14 protein-coding genes are annotated in these 15,385 nt (G+C 71.0%); 4 read left to right on the plus strand and 10 right to left on the minus strand.

Translation table 11 applies throughout. From position 1 onward, the window contains the following. Positions 1-24: 24 nt before the first annotated feature. The 3 genes from IEZ15_RS16460 to IEZ15_RS16470 form a co-directional block, all read right to left on the minus strand. Positions 25-1,974, minus strand: coding sequence for a hypothetical protein (locus IEZ15_RS16460; protein ID WP_189277582.1), 1,950 nt, complete (start codon positions 1,972-1,974; stop codon positions 25-27). Positions 1,975-2,162: 188 nt separating this feature from the next. Then, entirely contained in the window at positions 2,163-2,285 is a 123-nt protein-coding gene (locus tag IEZ15_RS16465) for a twin-arginine translocation signal domain-containing protein (protein ID WP_189277584.1), read from the minus strand. A 127-nt stretch (positions 2,286-2,412) separates the two neighbouring features. Continuing rightward, positions 2,413-2,964 carry a carboxymuconolactone decarboxylase family protein gene (locus tag IEZ15_RS16470; protein WP_189277585.1) on the minus strand — a complete coding sequence of 184 codons (552 nt, stop codon included), beginning with the start codon at positions 2,962-2,964 and terminating at the stop codon, positions 2,413-2,415. Positions 2,965-3,045: 81 nt separating this feature from the next. Between IEZ15_RS16470 and IEZ15_RS16475 the strand changes: the two genes are divergently transcribed. Further along, positions 3,046-3,549, plus strand: a complete 504-nt coding sequence (locus IEZ15_RS16475) for a MarR family winged helix-turn-helix transcriptional regulator (protein ID WP_189277586.1) — start codon at positions 3,046-3,048, stop codon at positions 3,547-3,549. Further along, positions 3,534-3,848, plus strand: a complete 315-nt coding sequence (locus tag IEZ15_RS16480) for a hypothetical protein (protein WP_373302573.1) — start codon at positions 3,534-3,536, stop codon at positions 3,846-3,848. Before IEZ15_RS16475 ends, IEZ15_RS16480 begins: the two co-directional genes overlap by 16 nt. Positions 3,849-3,911: 63 nt before the next feature. Here IEZ15_RS16480 and IEZ15_RS16485 read toward each other — a convergent pair whose 3' ends face one another. Both IEZ15_RS16485 and IEZ15_RS16490 read right to left on the minus strand, forming a co-directional pair. Beyond that, on the minus strand, positions 3,912-4,559 hold the full coding sequence (locus tag IEZ15_RS16485; RefSeq protein ID WP_093897596.1) for a LuxR C-terminal-related transcriptional regulator: 648 nt from the start codon (positions 4,557-4,559) through the stop codon (positions 3,912-3,914). Beyond that, positions 4,544-5,812 (minus strand): sensor histidine kinase, encoded by a 1,269-nt coding sequence (locus IEZ15_RS16490; RefSeq protein ID WP_189277587.1) that lies wholly within the window; start codon positions 5,810-5,812, stop codon positions 4,544-4,546. Before IEZ15_RS16490 ends, IEZ15_RS16485 begins: the two co-directional genes overlap by 16 nt. Before the next feature lie 286 nt (positions 5,813-6,098). Here IEZ15_RS16490 and IEZ15_RS16495 point away from each other — a divergent pair, with 286 nt between their 5' ends. Beyond that, entirely contained in the window at positions 6,099-8,237 is a 2,139-nt protein-coding gene (locus IEZ15_RS16495; RefSeq protein ID WP_189277588.1) for an MMPL family transporter, read from the plus strand. Positions 8,238-8,315: 78 nt separating this feature from the next. On the opposite strand, the gene IEZ15_RS16500 is transcribed toward IEZ15_RS16495, so the two are convergent. The 4 genes from IEZ15_RS16500 to IEZ15_RS16515 all read right to left on the minus strand — a co-directional run bounded on the left by IEZ15_RS16500 (position 8,316) and on the right by IEZ15_RS16515 (position 13,194). Continuing rightward, the gene (locus tag IEZ15_RS16500) at positions 8,316-8,939 is read right to left on the minus strand and encodes a winged helix-turn-helix domain-containing protein (RefSeq protein WP_189277589.1); all 624 of its coding nucleotides are present in this window, start codon (positions 8,937-8,939) and stop codon (positions 8,316-8,318) included. Between the two features lie 481 nt (positions 8,940-9,420). Further along, on the minus strand, positions 9,421-10,464 hold the full coding sequence (gene glnII / locus IEZ15_RS16505; protein WP_189277590.1) for a glutamine synthetase: 1,044 nt from the start codon (positions 10,462-10,464) through the stop codon (positions 9,421-9,423). 92 nt (positions 10,465-10,556) lie between these two features. Beyond that, entirely contained in the window at positions 10,557-11,708 is a 1,152-nt protein-coding gene (locus IEZ15_RS16510; protein WP_189277591.1) for an ARPP-2 domain-containing protein, read from the minus strand. Then, on the minus strand, positions 11,695-13,194 hold the full coding sequence (locus tag IEZ15_RS16515; RefSeq protein ID WP_189277592.1) for a hypothetical protein: 1,500 nt from the start codon (positions 13,192-13,194) through the stop codon (positions 11,695-11,697). The genes IEZ15_RS16510 and IEZ15_RS16515 overlap by 14 nt, the downstream gene beginning before the upstream one ends. Positions 13,195-13,403: 209 nt before the next feature. Between IEZ15_RS16515 and IEZ15_RS16520 the strand changes: the two genes are divergently transcribed. After that, complete coding sequence (locus tag IEZ15_RS16520) at positions 13,404-14,315, plus strand: Gfo/Idh/MocA family protein (protein WP_189277594.1); 912 nt, start codon at positions 13,404-13,406, stop codon at positions 14,313-14,315. A gap of 68 nt (positions 14,316-14,383) precedes the next feature. Here IEZ15_RS16520 and IEZ15_RS16525 read toward each other — a convergent pair whose 3' ends face one another. Further along, a complete protein-coding gene (locus tag IEZ15_RS16525) occupies positions 14,384-15,355 on the minus strand; it encodes a hypothetical protein (RefSeq protein ID WP_189277596.1) in 972 nt (323 codons plus the stop codon). Positions 15,356-15,385 lie beyond the last annotated feature (30 nt).

A 15,385-nucleotide genomic window follows, 5' to 3' on the forward strand; every position in this document is an offset into this window, starting at 1 on the left:
CTGACCCCCGGGTAAGGCCGGGCGTCAGCGCAGGGCGCCCACCCGACTGCCGTCCGTCAGCGTCCCGTTCAGCCGTGCCCGGTCGCCCGCCCTGGCCGGTACGGCGAGAAGACGGCTGTCGGACCGCCCCTCCACCCCGCCCGAGGTGGTCAGCGAGGCGAACTGCTCGCTGCCCGCGGCCAGTACGTACCAGCGCCCGCCGTGCGACTTCCACAGCACACCCGCCAGCACCCGTGGATCGCGCATCCCGCAGGCCGGTGTGTCCTCGGCCCGGGCCGCGACCGCCCCGGGCGGGCCGCCTGTTGCGGCGGACGGTGCCGACGGGGCCTGGAACTGGGCGAGGACCCGGCTTCCGGTGCCGCGCCAGGTCTCCGCCCTGGTGCAGAGCCAGTGCGCGGAGCCGTTGTCCTCGGGCAGCAGCTGCTCGGCGTACTGCCAGGAGTTCACCGACCGTACGCCGTGCGAACGGACCGAGGGCAGCAGGCAGGCGGTCCGCGCCCAGCTGTTTCGCTCCGCCCGCCCGGAGACATCGTGCGCCGCGGACGGCGGGCCCGACGTCAGCCGGGCGGGGGTCAGCTCGCCGAGGTCCGTCAGCAGACGCGTCGCCGAGTCGTCACGCAGCTCGATGGCATCCCAGGCGCGGCAGCTCCCGGCCGTCGCCGGGCTGGTCAGCGCGGCGGTAACGCCGTCGGGGGTGCGGCGCAGCGGCCGCGGGGCGCTGCCCGGCGCGAGCAGATTCCGTACGGAGACCGTATGCACCCAGGGCGCGGTGAGATAGCGGACCCGGTCGCGTGTACGGCCCGCGATCAGGGCGCCCGCCGAGGCCATGTCCGCACCGTCGACCCGGGCGAAGTCGAGCGCCACGCCCCCGGCCGGAGAGGCGTCACGCGGCTCCGCGTACCGCACGATGCGCAGCCCGTCGTAGAACAGCACCACCGTCGCCCGGTCCACCTCGCCCGCGTACAGCAGTTGCGGCGCACCCATCGGCGGGCCGACAGGTGTCCTCTCAGTCGCCGACGCACGCACCGCGCCGTCCGGGTGCGCCCATGCGGTGAGCGCCCGGTGCAGCAGCCGGGTGTCTTCGGCGCGGTCGCCACGGGTGGGCCAGGCAGTGAAATCGGTACGGGGTGAGCGCCGCCAGAACGTTTTCGACACCCGGCGCAACGCACCCGGATCCAGGGCCTGTTCGGCGGCGGCGTTACGGGTGTACGGCGATCCGGGCCCAGTGCCGCGCCCCCGGTCGTTGCCTGCCCAGCCGTTGCCCGGCAGCCCCAGCAGCGCCCCGCACACCAGCAGCGCCGCGACGGCCGCCACCGCCGCCTTCGTGTGCTGTCGGCGGCGCAGCAGATCCGGTGGGCGGGCCTGGAGCGAACAGGGGTCGAACTCCGGGGAGTCGAGCAGCGCGTACGGCGCCGAGACGTCCTCGGCCTCCGCGAGCGCCGCATGCGGGTCGGTCACCCCGGCAGCGGCGAGGACCTGCCGCACCTCCGCATCGGGCAACCGCTCCAGTCCGCGCAGCACGCAGGCGGCGCGGGCGGGAGCGGAGAGGGCCGACAGGGCCTGTTCCAGGGCGAGTTCATCCGATCCGGCGGAATGCGGGAACAGTCGCAGCCCCCACACCAGCGGAAGAAGGGGTGTCACCCGGACGCGGCGCAGTGGACGGCCCGCCTCCAGCGCCCCATGCAGCACCCTCCCGCGGACGTACGCATAGGACGGGTCCACCACCACCGCACCGGCGGGCCTGCGCGGTGGTGGAACGCGGTCCTCGGTCACACACCCTGCGCTGCGCCCCGACAGCAGCGCCCGCTGGGCCAGGGCGTGCGCCGTCAGAACACGGCGATGGCAGCCGAGGGACGGCGGCAGTACGAGGTAGCCGAGCCGGACGAGTCGCGGATAGTGCTCGACGAGCGCGGCCCCGGCCTGCTTCGCATCGGCCGGGGCGGCTGCGGAAGGTACCTCTGGCAGTGGGCGCACGTTCAACTGAACGAGCGAATCGTGCGATGGTCACCCCGGTGTGCTCATGTGCGATGCACCGGGGCACGCCCTCACGACAGCTGCCATCCGCTGAACTCGACAGTGCCGCGCAAACCGCTCCCGCCATTCGTCGCGCTCATGAAGATCCCCACGCCCGAGGCCGCCGCCGCGCCCGGCACGGAGACGGTTCAGGAAGCCTGCGCCGGTGCGGCGACGCCGACCGCAGCAGCGGCGCCGACGGCTCCGGCGGTGCCCAGCAGCGTACGTCGTGAGAGTCGGGAGGAGCTGAAGGGCTGGGAAGGTTCCGTCATGGTCCGCACTCCTCGGTGTTGTTCATGGTGGTGCATGTGACAACAGGCGTGTGCGGTGCGCATGTTAATGACGGGTTGAGGGCGCGGGCAATGGGGCGTACGGCGGTTTGTTCCGATCCAGCTCCTCTCAGGCGAAGGCCGCCATTTGGGGATCCAGCGGCGCCCCGGTCATCCGGTTGCCCAGCGTCGACATCGTGTACGCGCCGATGCCCAGGACCACTTCCAGTGCGTTGCGGGCGGTGTACCCGTGCGCCAGGAACGCCTGGAGTGTCCTGTCGTCGACGGCTCCGGACGTCGCGATCACCGACAGGGTGAACTGCCGTACGGATTCGAGTCGTTCATCGGGCAGGGTGCGTGTCTCCGGTTCGCGCAGGGCCGTGATCAGCTCGGGATCCGCACCGAGTGCGATGAGCTTCGCGGTATGCATCGCCACGCAGACGTGGCAGTCGTTGCGGGTCGCCATCGTCATGATCAGGACCTCTCGGGAGAGCGGGTCCAGGGTGCAGGACTCGAAGATGGCGCCGATCTTCAGGAAGCCGTCGAGCAGCTCCGGTGATGCGGCGAGCCGGGCGACAGCGGCGGGCAGATAGCCCTGCTTCTTCGTCACTGTCTCCATGGTGCGGCGGGCGGCGGCGGGGGCGGATTCGAGGGTGTGGTCGGGGAACGCGGATGCGGGCATGGCTGACCTCTCCTGTGGGTGCTCACGCTAATATCGACAACGTGATTGACGAAAAGGTAAATCGGGTTGTCGAGTTTCGCAATGGCTGAGCGAGGGGTCGAGCCGGGCGCGCGATCGTCCGCGGGTGGCGGGGCGGGCTTCGAGCTGCCCCTGCTGCTGTTCGCCGGATTCCGTTCGATCATCGACGAGTTGCACCGTGAGCTGGCCGAGCACGGCCACCCCGACGTGCGGCCCGCGTACGGCTTCGCACTCCAGGCCGTCGGCCGTGACGGTGCGACGGCCAGTGAGATCGGCCGACGGCTTGGGGTGTCCAAGCAGGCCGCCGGGAAGACCGTCGAGAAGCTCGAAGGCCTCGGGTACGTGGAGCGCGTCGACGACCCCCGGGACGGCCGGCGCAAGCTGGTCCGGCTGACCGCGCGGGGTATCGACGTCCTGGTCAGATCGGCCGAGGGGTTCGACCGGCTGCGCGCCGAGTGGGTCCGGGTGCTCGGTGCCGATCGGGTGCGTGCGATGGAGGCCGATCTGCGTGCCATGGCGCCCGCGAGCGCATTCCGGCTCGATGCGGCGGGGTGGTTCAACGACTGAGGCGGCGCGGGGGTGGTGCTCGGGCCTGCGTACACAAACAGGGTCCGGCACCGTACGCCTTCGACCGGGTCGCCGTCCGTGAGGACATCCGGCGCGGGCAGCGGTTGGAGAAGTTCGCCGTCGAGGCCCGGACCGGCGGGAACCAGCAGCCGATCGCCGAGGGCACGACGATCGGCCACCGCCGCATCCGGCCCCTGGCCGCGCCGGTCACGGCCACTGCGGTACGGGTGAAGGTGCTTGAGTCCCGGGCCACACCGCATCCGGGGGCCACGACGCCGTACCTGAGCACTGCCCCGTAACTTCTGTGGGCTCGCGCGACCCCCACCGGGGTCGCGCGGCCTTCCGGGCCCGAAGTGTGTGATTCAGCCCCGGTCCAGGTAGGCGAGCACCGCGAGAACGCGGCGGTTGTCGTCGTCGGACGGCGGCAGGCCGAGCTTCCCGAAGATGTTCGAGGTGTGCTTGGCCACCGCCCGCTCCGTGATCACCATCTGCGAGGCGATCGCCGCGTTCGAACGGCCCTGTGCCATCAGCTCCATGACCTCCAGTTCACGCGGAGTCAGCCCGCCCATCGGCTTGTCCTGCGAGCGCCGCGACAGCAACTGCGAGATCACCTGCGGGTCCATCGCGGTGCCGCCCGCGGCGACCCTGCGTACCGCATCGATGAACTGCTCCGCGTCGAAGACCCGGTCCTTGAGCAGATAGCCGATACCCCCGTTGCCGTCCGCCAGCAGCTCGCGCGCGTACAGCTGCTCCACATGCTGCGAGAGCACGAGCACCGGCAGCCCCGGCCTGGCCTGCCGGGCCGCCAGCGCGCACTGCAGGCCCTCGTCCGTGTGGGACGGTGGAAGCCGGACGTCGACGACCGCGACGTCCGGCTCCAACTCGTCCAGGGCCCGGGTCAGTTCGGGGCCGGTCTCCACAGCTGCCGCGATCTCGAAGTCGTACGCCTCCAGCAGACGGACCAGCCCGTCGCGCAGCAGGAAGAGATCTTCGGCTAGGACAACTCGCAAGGGATCTCCATGGTCACCATGGTGGGACCGCCCGCAGGGCTGCTGACGGCCATGATGCCGTCGAATGTACCGAGTCGGCGTTCGATTCCGCTCAGGCCCGAGCCGGATCCGACCGCCGCGCCGCCCCTGCCGTTGTCCGTGACGGAGACCCGCAGCATGGCGTCCGCGTGGTGGATGTCCACCCAGACGCGGTCGGCCCCCGAGTGCTTGGCGGTGTTCGTCAGCGTCTCGCTCACCGCGAAGTACGCGGCCGACTCGATCGCGGCGTCCGCCCGGCCGCTCAGCTCCACCCGGACCTGCGACGCGAAGGGCAGCCGTAGCGCCAACGCCCTGACCGCGTCCCCGAGTCCGCGTTCGGCGAGGACCGGCGGGTGGATGCCCCGGACCAGATCGCGCAGCTCCGTGAGGGCCTCGGCCGATGACTCGCGGGCCATGGCGAGGAGTTTCTTCGCCTGCGCCGGATCCTTCTCGATGAGCGCCTCCACGGTGCCCAGGTTCATGCCCATGGCGACCAGCCTGGCCTGCGCACCGTCGTGCAGGTCGCGCTCGATGCGCCGCAGTTCGGAGGCCGCGGTGTCCACGGCCTCGTGCCGGGTCTCGGTCAGGCGGTCGATGCGCCGGGCCAGCTCCTGCTCATGGGTGGGGGCCAGCACTGAGCGGGCGATCACGAAGTGCAGCCGCAGCAGCCGTTCACTGACCAGCACACCGGTGGCGAAGAGCACCACACCGAGCGCGGCGGCGGCAAGCCCCGTCGCCTGGCTGTCGACCGGAACGAACGCGTACCAGTAGCGGTCGTCGGTGAAGACCCGCCACAGGCCCGCCGCCAGGACGAAACCCTCCACCGGGTAGAGCAGCAGTGCGCCGGCCAGGATCGACACCACATAGCCGGCCGTCATGTCGACCAGCAGCCACCGGATGTCCCGCCAGGTCGCCGGGTCCTTCAGGATCAGCCTGGTCCGCTCCACCTGTCCGGTGAATCCGGTGCGCAGATCCTTGGGGAAGGGGCGGTACGGGACCGGAATGCGGATGTCGGACCAGGTGACCGCGAGCAGCCGGCGCCGGTTGGCGTGCTTGCGGACCAGCTCCAGTACGTAGGGGGTGGTGACCAGGCCGATGCCCAGCGGGATGAAGGCGAGGGAGAGCACCGTCCATACGAAGAGGGTGATCGACCCGGCCAGGATGGCGATCGACAGCACGACTCCCCGCCCGGCGGCCAGCAGCGCCGCCCGTACCCGGGCCCGTATCGCGTTCATCTCGGTCCTTCTCCCCTCGCCGGGCCCCGTGTCGGGCCCGTCCGCAGACAGTCTCACCCGGCGGGCTCCCCGGGCGTCAGCCGTTTCGCCACCCGGGCGGGGTGTACCCAGCACCACCCTGCCGACCTCGCCCTACGGCTCCGCGAGAGGGGGCTTCGGCGGCTGGGTCGGGCGGCGTCCCGTTCCTAGATTCATCGACGACGCATTCGACGTCGGCTTCCTCGCACTTCCTCGCACTTCTTCCACTTCCATCTGATTCCGTCTGACTTCTGGGGGCGAACACGCCATGAGGCGCAACCTCGCGGCACGCATCGGTGTGTGGAGCGCACACCACCGCAAGACCGCCATTCTCGGCTGGCTGCTCTTCGTCGTGCTCGCCACGGGCATCGGCGGCGCATCCGGGCTGGTCGAGATGACCGACTCGGAGAACGCCGCGGGTGATTCGGCGCGGGCCGAACAGATCCTCGACGACGCCGGGCTGGGGCAGCCCGCCGGCGAGCTGGTCATGGTGTCCACCGCGAAGGCGGGTGACTGGAAGGACGTCGCCCGCGAGGTCTCCGCCGCCATCGGGAGGACCGGTGAGGTGGCGAACCTCGCGGCGCCGATCCCTTCCGAGGACGGCAAGGACGCGCTGATCACCTTTGACATGAAGGGGGACGCGGCGACGGCGCCGGACCGGGTGCAGCCCGTGCTCGACGCCGTGTCCGCCGTCCGCGCGGACCACCCCGACGTCACCATCCACCAGTTCGGCGAAGCCAGTGCCGGGAAGTGGCTCGGCGATCTGCTCTCGGAGGACTTCAAGAAGGCCGAGTTCACCGCCGTGCCCCTGGCCCTGGGCATTCTGCTGGTCGCCTTCGGCGCCGTCGTCGCGGCGCTGCTCCCCGTCGGGCTGGCCCTGACCGCCTGCATGGCCGCCTTCGGACTGCTGTCGCTCGCCAGCCACCAACTGCACCTGTTCCAGACCACGTACTCCGTGATGTTCCTGATGGGCTTCGCCGTCGGCGTCGACTACTGCCTCTTCTACCTGCGGCGCGAGCGCGACGAGCGGGCGGCGGGACGCGATGCCGAGACTGCGCTGCGGATCGCGGCGGCGACCAGCGGCCGGGCCGTGCTCGTCTCCGGGCTCACGGTCATGGTCGCGATGGGCGGCATGTTCCTGTCCGGGCTGATGCTGTTCAAGGGCTTCGCCCTCGCCACGATCATCGTGGTCTTCATCGCGATGCTGGGCTCGGTGACGGTGCTGCCCGCGCTGCTGTCCTGGCTGGGCGACCGGATCGACGCGGGACGTGTGCCGTTCCTCAACCGGCGGTCGAGCCGACGTGGCAACCGGCGCGCACGCGCCAGTGGCGGGTTCGCCGGCACGGTGCTGAAGCCCGTCCTGGCCAGGCCGAAGATCTTCGCGGCCACCTCGGTCGTCGTGCTGCTCGCCCTGGCCGCGCCCGCCCTCGGCATGAAGACCGAACAGCTGGGCCTGGAGAAGCAGTTCGGCTCCGACTCGCCGCTGTCGGTCTCCTACCGGCAGATCAATGAGAGCTTCCCCGGTGGCCCCGCCCCGGCGCGGGTGGTGGTAAAGGCCGACAACATCGATACGCCCGCACTGCGCAAGGCGTTCGACGGCTTCGACAACGTGACCGTCCACAAGGCGCGGAACGTCGCGGAGATCGAGGTGCCGCTCCCCGACGGCAAGGCAGACCTTGCCGAGCTGCGCAAGGAGCGGTTGCCCGCCGCGTTCGACGGCACCGGGGCCCAGGCGTACGTGACCGGGGAGATTGCCGGGTCCGTCGACTTCAACGACCAGCTGAAGCGCGGCATCGTCCCCGTCTTCGCGTTCATCACGGCGGTGACCTTCCTGCTGATGCTGTTCTGCTTCCGCTCGTACGTCATCGCCGTGACCTCGATCCTGCTCAACCTGCTCTCCGTGGCCGCCGCGTACGGAGTGATGGTCGCCGTCTTCCAGCACGGCTGGGGGGCCTCGCTGATCGGCTCTGAGGGGGTCGGCGCGATCGAGGCGTGGATTCCGCTGTTCGTCCTGGTCGTCCTGTTCGGACTCTCCATGGACTACCACGTGTTCGTGGTCTCCCGGATCCGTGAGGCCCGCGACCGCGGTCTGCACACCCGGGCCGCGATCGACGAGGGCATCCGGCGGACGGCGGGGGCGGTGACCGGCGCGGCCGTGATCATGGTCGCGGTGTTCGCGGTCTTCGGGACGCTGTCGATGCAGGACATGCAGCAGATGGGTGTCGGCCTCGCTGTCGCGGTGCTGCTGGACGCCACGATCGTACGGATGATCCTGCTGCCCTCCGTGATGGCGCTGCTGGGGGAGCGGAACTGGCGGACTCCGCGCGCACTGACCCGACTGCCGGTCCTGGAGCACGGCGAGCCGGAGACGGGCGAGGTTCCGGTGGGGTCGGGAGCGCGGGGCTGACCGGCCGCCCAGTACGTGAGAGCGGCCCTGGTCCGGTACCCACCGGACCAGGGCCGCTCTCACGTGCCTTCAGCGCCGTCAGGGGGCGTACTTGTAGCCGACACGCCGCACCGTCTGGATCGACCGGCGGTGCTCGGCGCCCAGTTTGCGGCGCAGCCGGGCGACATGGACATCCACGGTGCGTCCGTCGCCCACATGTCCGTAGCCCCAGACCGTGGTCACCAACTGGTCGCGGGTGTGCACCCGGTGCGGGTGCGCGACCAGATGCGCGAGCAGCTCGAACTCCAGGAAGGTGAGGTCGAGCGTCTTCCCGTCCACCGCGGCGGTGCGCTGTACGGGGTCGATACGCACCGGACCCGTGGTGGCCGGGTCCTCCACCGGTGCCCGCACCACGTACTGGGCGGCCGCAGCGGCAGCCGCGGTGACGGCCGGCTGCTGATCGGCCGGTACGAGCACCAGGTAGCCGATCATCGGCGGCCGGCCCGGCAACGCCGGAACGGTGTGCTGGGGTGCGGGCAGCCAGGTGGCACCCAGCGGCAGGAACTCGGCCACATCGGCCGGCTGGACGACCTCCTCGGGGTCGACGGCGCGCAGCCGGTGGCGGTTGGGGGAGAGGGAGCGGGCGGAGGTGGTGGCCGCAGCGGTCGCCGAAGGCGCCGCGGTGGCAGCGGCTGCGGCGGAGAAGGTACGAGTGTTCGCCATGAGGGTCAGCTCTTTCGCGCGAAGGAGTCGTCGATGGACGGACTTGCTTGCGTGCGCGCGGACCGAAGGCCGGGTGAGCGGCTTTAGAGGGCCTGCGCGTTCAACGCGCGGCAACACACCCGGTCGAAGTCGTGGTGCTGACGGGACGGCCAGAACGGTTCGAGGTCGCTGCGACCTGTCGAGGTGTACTGGATGCTGGCCATGCCCCCCATTGAACCAGAGAACGCGACGGCGCAGCAGACCTCTCTCACTCGTCGGTACGGACGCTTTGCGTTACGTTCCTCACCCCGGGCTGCCGCACCCGATGAGCCGTCATCCGCCCTCGCCCCTCGGACAGCCGCCCGCCCCAACCGACGTGTGCGAACGCCGCCCGGTCCACGTCGTCCGGCTCGTACAGTCGCCTCGGCATGCGCGTGATGCACGCACGAGGGGGCGCCCACCCGGCCGGGTGGGCGCCCCCTCGTGCGGACGGCGGAACGGGTCAGACCTGGTCGGCCTTCTCCAGCGCGGTGCAGCAGGTGTCCACGATCAGCCGCGTGACGACGTACGGGTCGACGTTGGCGTTCGGGCGGCGGTCCTCGATGTAGCCCTTCTGGTCCTGCTCGACCTGCCACGGGATACGGACCGACGCGCCGCGGTCGGAGACGCCGTAGCTGTACTCGTTCCACGGGGCGGTCTCGTGCAGACCGGTCAGACGGTCGTCGATGCCCGCGCCGTAGTTCTTGACGTGGTCCATCGGCTTCGAGCCCTCGCCCAGGGACTCGCACGCGGTGATGATCGCGGCATAGCCCTCAGGTCCTTCGCGCATCGCCTTGGTGGAGAAGTTGGTGTGCGCGCCCGCGCCGTTCCAGTCGCCCTTGACCGGCTTCGGGTCGAGGGTCGCGGAGACGTTGAAGTCCTCGGCGGTGCGGTACAGCAGCCAGCGGGCGATCCACAGCTGGTCGGAGACCTCCAGCGGGGACAGCGGGCCGACCTGGAACTCCCACTGGCCGGGCATGACCTCGGCGTTGATGCCGCAGATGCCGAGGCCCGCCTTCAGGCAGTTGTCGAGGTGCTTCTCGACGATCTCGCGGCCGAAGATCTCGTCGGCGCCGACACCGCAGTAGTAGCCGCCCTGCGCGGCGGGGAAGCCGCCCTCGGGGAAGCCGAGCGGGCGGTGGCCGTCGAAGAAGGTGTACTCCTGCTCGATGCCGAAGACCGGCTCCTGGCCGGCGAACTGCTCGGCCACCGGACGCAGCACGGCACGGGTGTTGGACTTGTGCGGCGTCATGTCGATGCCGAGGACCTCGCACAGGACGAGAACGTCGTCGTCGCCGCGGATCGGGTCCGGGCACGTGAAGACCGGCTTCAGCACCAGGTCGGAGGCGTGGCCATCGGCCTGGTTGGTGCTCGAACCGTCGAAGCCCCAGATCGGCAGCTCCGCGACATCCTGCGACGGGCTTCCGGCCATGATCTTCGTCTTCGAACGGAGCTTGGCGGTCGGCTCGGTGCCGTCGATCCAGATGTACTCGGCCTTGAACGTCACGGAAGCCATCCTTTGCGGGTGCTGCGGTCCTCTGTGCAGCGCAGCTTCGCAAGACGCGATTTCCCGTCCGTTGCCCGAATGTGAACCCCGTGTTACCGAGGTTTCCTGCGTTGCGCGCCGACCCTGAGCAGCGACTCGAAACCGGCGGCACGGATCCGCCGCACCAGTTCCTCCTCGGTGGTGCCCAGCGTCACGGCCGCCTGCGCGAGCCGCCAGTCCGCGTCGGAGAGCCGGTGCAGCAGATGACCACGTCTGATCTGGGCCTCGGACAGCCGGAACGTCTTCAGATACGCGACCTGCCCCTTGTGATCGGTGATCGTCTCACCGATGTGCTGACCCTCCCCATTGCGCAGGAACGGCGGGAGGAACCGCCACAGTGTGAACGAGCCCATCCGGTACACCCGGTCGAAGGCGTACGAGGTGTCCAGCAGCTCACGCGCGAACAGGGTGTCGTGCGCCTCGGCCCACTCCCGCTCCTGCGCCCGCGCCGCCGCCCGAAGACCGGCGAGCGTCCGCAGATGCGGTCCATCGGAAATCCGCGCCGCGAACTCAGCCACCGGCGCGCCGTACAGCGCGTACTGGTGGACCAGTTCCCCGTACAGATCCTGTACGAGCGAAGGGTGCAGCAGACGGTAGTCGTCCGGGTGCGGCAGAACGAAGGCGGCGGCGAGCGCATCGGCCGCGTACACCATCACCCCGCACTGGCCGGGATGGATCTCGAAGGCCCGCAGCGCGTCGCCGAGCCCGCGCACCGACCACCCCATGTACGCGTCCTCGGCACGCGGCGAGAGCCCGTCGCGCAGCGCCTGCCGAGACCACTCCTCCCAGGCGACCGCGGGGCCACCGAAGTGCAGGGCGAGATAGCCCTCCATCGCGAGGTGCAGCGGCAGGAAGCGCAGCCGGTCGCCCGGCTGCCGCTTGGCCATGCGGTGGTGGCGGTTGCGCTGGAGCCGTGCGGTCCGGGGCGGCGGGTTCCCGGGCGAGGTGCCCGCGCCCAGCTGCGTACCGTACGCGGCGGACCGGGCGCCCTCGCCGGACCAGTCGGCGACGAAGCCGTGCGGGATGTACGAGGTGTAGTGCGTGCGCGGACCGACGTCCACGACGCCGTTCCCGTAACCCGTGTAGACCTCCCGGTGCAGCCGGAGCCCCTCGACCGGCTGCTCGCGCACCAGCGGCACCAGCCGGATGCCGCCCCACACCTGGGCGGGGCGGGCGGCGAGCCCGGCAAGTTCAGGCCTGTTCACGATGCGCTCCCGCCTTCTCCCCACTCACGAAACGTGCCACCTGCCGGTCCAGATAGGCGTACAGGGCCGCCGTTCCCGTGCGTCCCTCGGCGAACTGGGCGATCTCCACCAGCGCCGGCAGGTCCTCCGCGTCCCGTATCCCGGCCGTGGGCACGCCCTGCGCGAGGTGCCGCACATCGAAACCGTCCGCGTCGTATACGGGGTTCATATGAACCACAGCGGTTCGCCGGTCCGGATCGAGCCGGGTCCGCCACACCCGCAGCACCTCGCCCGCGAGTCCGGGCGGTGCGTTGTCCCAGCCGTCCGAGACGATGACCAGCCGGTCCGGGCCGTGCTCCAGGGCGTCCAGTACGCGGGTGCCGAGCGGGGTCGGGCCCCAGGGCCTGACCAGCAGCGGATCGGTGCCGCCCGAGGTCCACAGCGGGATGTACGCGCCCGGCGCGGCCAGCGCCTCCAGCAGGAAGTGGCAGGCCAGGGCCACGGCCAGCGGACGGCGCCGCTTCTCGCCCGACCCGGACGACGAGTAGCTGTCGTCCAGCACGGCGGCGACCCGGCCCCAGCTCCCGGCGTGCGGGCCCGCCGCTCGGCGGGCGGCGGTCCGCAGGGCATGGGTCAGCTCCTTGCGGTGGAGCCCCCGCACCTCGAAGCCGAGCGACAGGACGTACAGGGCGAGCCGGGTCAGCGGCATCACCGTCAGGTCGATATCCGTGGGCAGCCGCACATCGTTTCCGGCGCTGCGCTGCCCCTGGGTCCGCAGCCGCTCCAGGCGGGTCATCCGGGGCACCATCCGTTCCAGGAACACCTCGCGCTTCATCCCGTGCCGGGCGGCGAAGCCCTCGGCGACGGTGAACGGCAGCTTGTCGACGGCGCCCTGCTCGTAATGGGCGCGCCGCCACGCGTCGAGCAGCTGGTGCCGGTAGCGCGGCCGTCGCCCCGGCCGGAACAGGAAGTCCCCGGTCTCGCCCGGCTCACCGGGCCCGCCGAACCGGAGATGGACATGGCGGGCGGCGGTCTTCAGACCGGCGCGGTACTTCACGGCGTCGTGCGCCGGATCCGGCCGGGCGGCCAGCCAGTCGCGCATGATCGCGCGGGTGCGCCGGTTGTTCACCTTGGCCCCGCGCAGCACCCGGAACAGCCGGTACACGCGCTGCGGCGGCAGCTTCGCCAGCCGGGCGGCGATCAGCCGGCCCTCGGTGCGCTTCTCCTCGGCGGTCGCGTCGGCGGCGCTCTCCAGCAGGCCCTGGACGATGCGAACGGCGTTGTGGTCGTTGATGTCGAGGGCGAGCGCGGCGGCGTACACCCGGCGGTAGTTGACCCGTACGTACTCATGGAGGAAGTCCAGCGAAAGCCGCTGCTGATACGCCGTCGAGCGGAACTCACGCTGTCCGGTCGCGGTGATCGCCGCGTTGACGAAGAGGAGTACGTCCTCGGCCGCGACGAGGTCGGCACCGGTCCCGGTGCGAATGGTCTCGGTGCTGGTCGCCATGGTTTCCCCCGTGGTGTCACGCGCCGCCGTACGCAGGGGCGGAGCGCCGGCCGGGGAATGGGGGCGCGAACAGCGAAATCACTGCTTCATAGGCAAGTCCCGGAAGTCGCGCCGGAGTCCCGCGGCCGGCACCGCAAACGTAGCCACTGAAGCCCGCTCTCCGCCAACTCAATACGGGAGTGGTCCGGCGAACCCGGCAGACTTGCCCCATGACGACACTTCCCGCGACCCCCCTGCGCATCGGCCTCGTCGGCACGGGCCCCTGGGCCCGGAACACCCAGGCCCCAGCCCTCGCCGCCCACCCCGGCGTCGCACTGAGCGGCGTGTGGGGCCGACGCCCCGAGGCGGCGAACGCGCTGGCCGCCGCCCACAGCACCACGGCGTACACAGGTGAGGACGGCATCGACGAGCTCTTCGCGGCCAGCGACGCCATCGCGTTCGCCGTGCCGCCGGACATCCAGGCCCCGCTCGCCGCCCGCGCCGCGGCCACCGGCCGCCATCTGCTGCTGGACAAGCCGGTGGCGACCACCGTCGCCGGAGCCCGCGAGGTCGCCCGCGCCGCCGAGGAGTCCGGGGTCGCGTCCGTCGTCTTCTGCACCCTGCGGTTCGCGGCCGAGACGTCCGCCTGGATTGCCGAACAGGCCGCCCTGGAAGGCTGGTTCACCGCCCGCGCCGAGTGGATCGGAGCGCTGTTCGCTCCCGGCACGACCAGCGAGTACGCCGCCTCGCCCTGGCGCCGCGAGAAGGGCGGCCTGTGGGACGTCGGCCCGCATGTCCTGTCGGTCCTGATCCCGGTACTGGGCGACGTGACGCACCTGACCGCGGCCCGCGGCCCGTCCGACACCACCCATCTGATCCTCCGCCACACCTCCGGCGCATCCAGCACGGTGACGCTCGCACTCGGTGCCCCGGTGGGCGCGGTAGGCACGGAGATCGAACTCAAAGGCGAACAGGGAGTCGCCACACTGCCGCGGTGGGGCGACGCGGTCGGTTCCTTCCGGGCAGCGGTGGACGCACTGATCCACTCGGTACGCACGGGGGAGCCGCACCCCTGCGACGTCCGGTTCGGACTACGCCTGACGGAACTGCTGGCCGAGGCGGAGAGGCAGGCGGGGGTGTAGGGAGGCGGGGCTCGGGGGCCGGGCCGGTACGAGGAGGCGGGGCGGCCCGCCCCGTACGGGCTCCGCGGCTACATCAACCGCGTCCGGAGTCGCAGCCAGGCCTCCACCTCGGCCCTCAGCGCCAAGTCCTGCCCACCCCGGCGCAGTTGCTCACCTGCGGCCATGGAGAGAGCCTTGGCCCGGCGGGACCTGTTGATCGCCGTGATGTGCTCCCGGGTGTACGCGGTGGTGTCCCGGGTCGCCACCTCGGCCCGGGACACCGGGATGGCGTCCAGACACATCCGCACGGTCTCGTCCGGCGGGAGCAGCGAGTAGTCGGCTATCTGCAGGGCCGTCTCCGTACGGTCGAGCACTCCGGCCGTCTCGCACTTCCTGACCAGCCAGAGTGCGAGCTCCGCCCAGGGGCCCCGCTCCTCGCCCGACCCCCGGGGAATCCGCTGCCGACAGGCAACCAGAAGGAACCACCACCACCGGGCCTGTTCCTCTCCCGACTCGGGCTGCCGCCGAACGGCCCACCGCTCCCGCTCGTCGCGGTCCAGCTTCATCAGGTGCTCCACCCAGCCCTTCCCGGTCTCCCGTGACCAGGCCGGCTTCTCGTACCTCGGGCCGGGCCCGAACCAGGTCGGCGCCGAGATCTTGAGGACGGCCCCGGTGTCCTCGTCGACGAGCAGGCCGACGCGGCTGTCCTCCCGTACGAAGCGACGGCACCCGAGCCCGTCGGGCGCCACCTCGACGACCGGGAATCCCACCCGCTCCAGATCCCTTGCCAAGTCATCGATCAGCAAGGGAACTTCGAGCCGATGCGCCTGCACCATGACGTAGAGGCCGATCCACGGGTCCTCGTGCGACACCCGCTGCCAGGCGAACTCGACGAGTTCGTAACCGCGCAGCCGCCGGCTCTCGTCGCCGCTCTCCACGAAGTCGTCGCCGAGCAGTGCCGTGACCTCGCCGGGAGTGGAAGTGGCATCGGCGCCGCCCACCGTGCCGGTGACGACGAAGTCGCTGAAGAAGGTCGTGCCGGGGGAGCCGGGGTGGGCCATGCGAGGATCTCCGCTTCGTCGAGCAGTCGG

The sequence above is a fragment of the Streptomyces atratus genome, assembly GCF_014648655.1.
Classification (GTDB): Bacteria; Actinomycetota; Actinomycetes; order Streptomycetales; family Streptomycetaceae; genus Streptomyces; species Streptomyces atratus.

What these genes read in the sequence shown, in the direction of transcription:
- IEZ15_RS16465 (WP_189277584.1), bottom strand. Translation starts at nt 2,285, where the DNA reads ATGACGGAACCTTCCCAGCCCTTCAGCTCCTCCCGACTCTCACGACGT.
- IEZ15_RS16470 (WP_189277585.1), bottom strand. Translation starts at nt 2,964, where the DNA reads ATGCCCGCATCCGCGTTCCCCGACCACACCCTCGAATCCGCCCCCGCC.
- IEZ15_RS16475 (WP_189277586.1), top strand. Translation starts at nt 3,046, where the DNA reads ATGGCTGAGCGAGGGGTCGAGCCGGGCGCGCGATCGTCCGCGGGTGGC.
- IEZ15_RS16490 (WP_189277587.1), bottom strand. Translation starts at nt 5,812, where the DNA reads ATGAACGCGATACGGGCCCGGGTACGGGCGGCGCTGCTGGCCGCCGGG.
- IEZ15_RS16495 (WP_189277588.1), top strand. Translation starts at nt 6,099, where the DNA reads ATGAGGCGCAACCTCGCGGCACGCATCGGTGTGTGGAGCGCACACCAC.
- IEZ15_RS16500 (WP_189277589.1), bottom strand. Translation starts at nt 8,939, where the DNA reads ATGGCGAACACTCGTACCTTCTCCGCCGCAGCCGCTGCCACCGCGGCG.
- IEZ15_RS16515 (WP_189277592.1), bottom strand. Translation starts at nt 13,194, where the DNA reads ATGGCGACCAGCACCGAGACCATTCGCACCGGGACCGGTGCCGACCTC.
- IEZ15_RS16520 (WP_189277594.1), top strand. Translation starts at nt 13,404, where the DNA reads ATGACGACACTTCCCGCGACCCCCCTGCGCATCGGCCTCGTCGGCACG.
- IEZ15_RS16525 (WP_189277596.1), bottom strand. Translation starts at nt 15,355, where the DNA reads ATGGCCCACCCCGGCTCCCCCGGCACGACCTTCTTCAGCGACTTCGTC.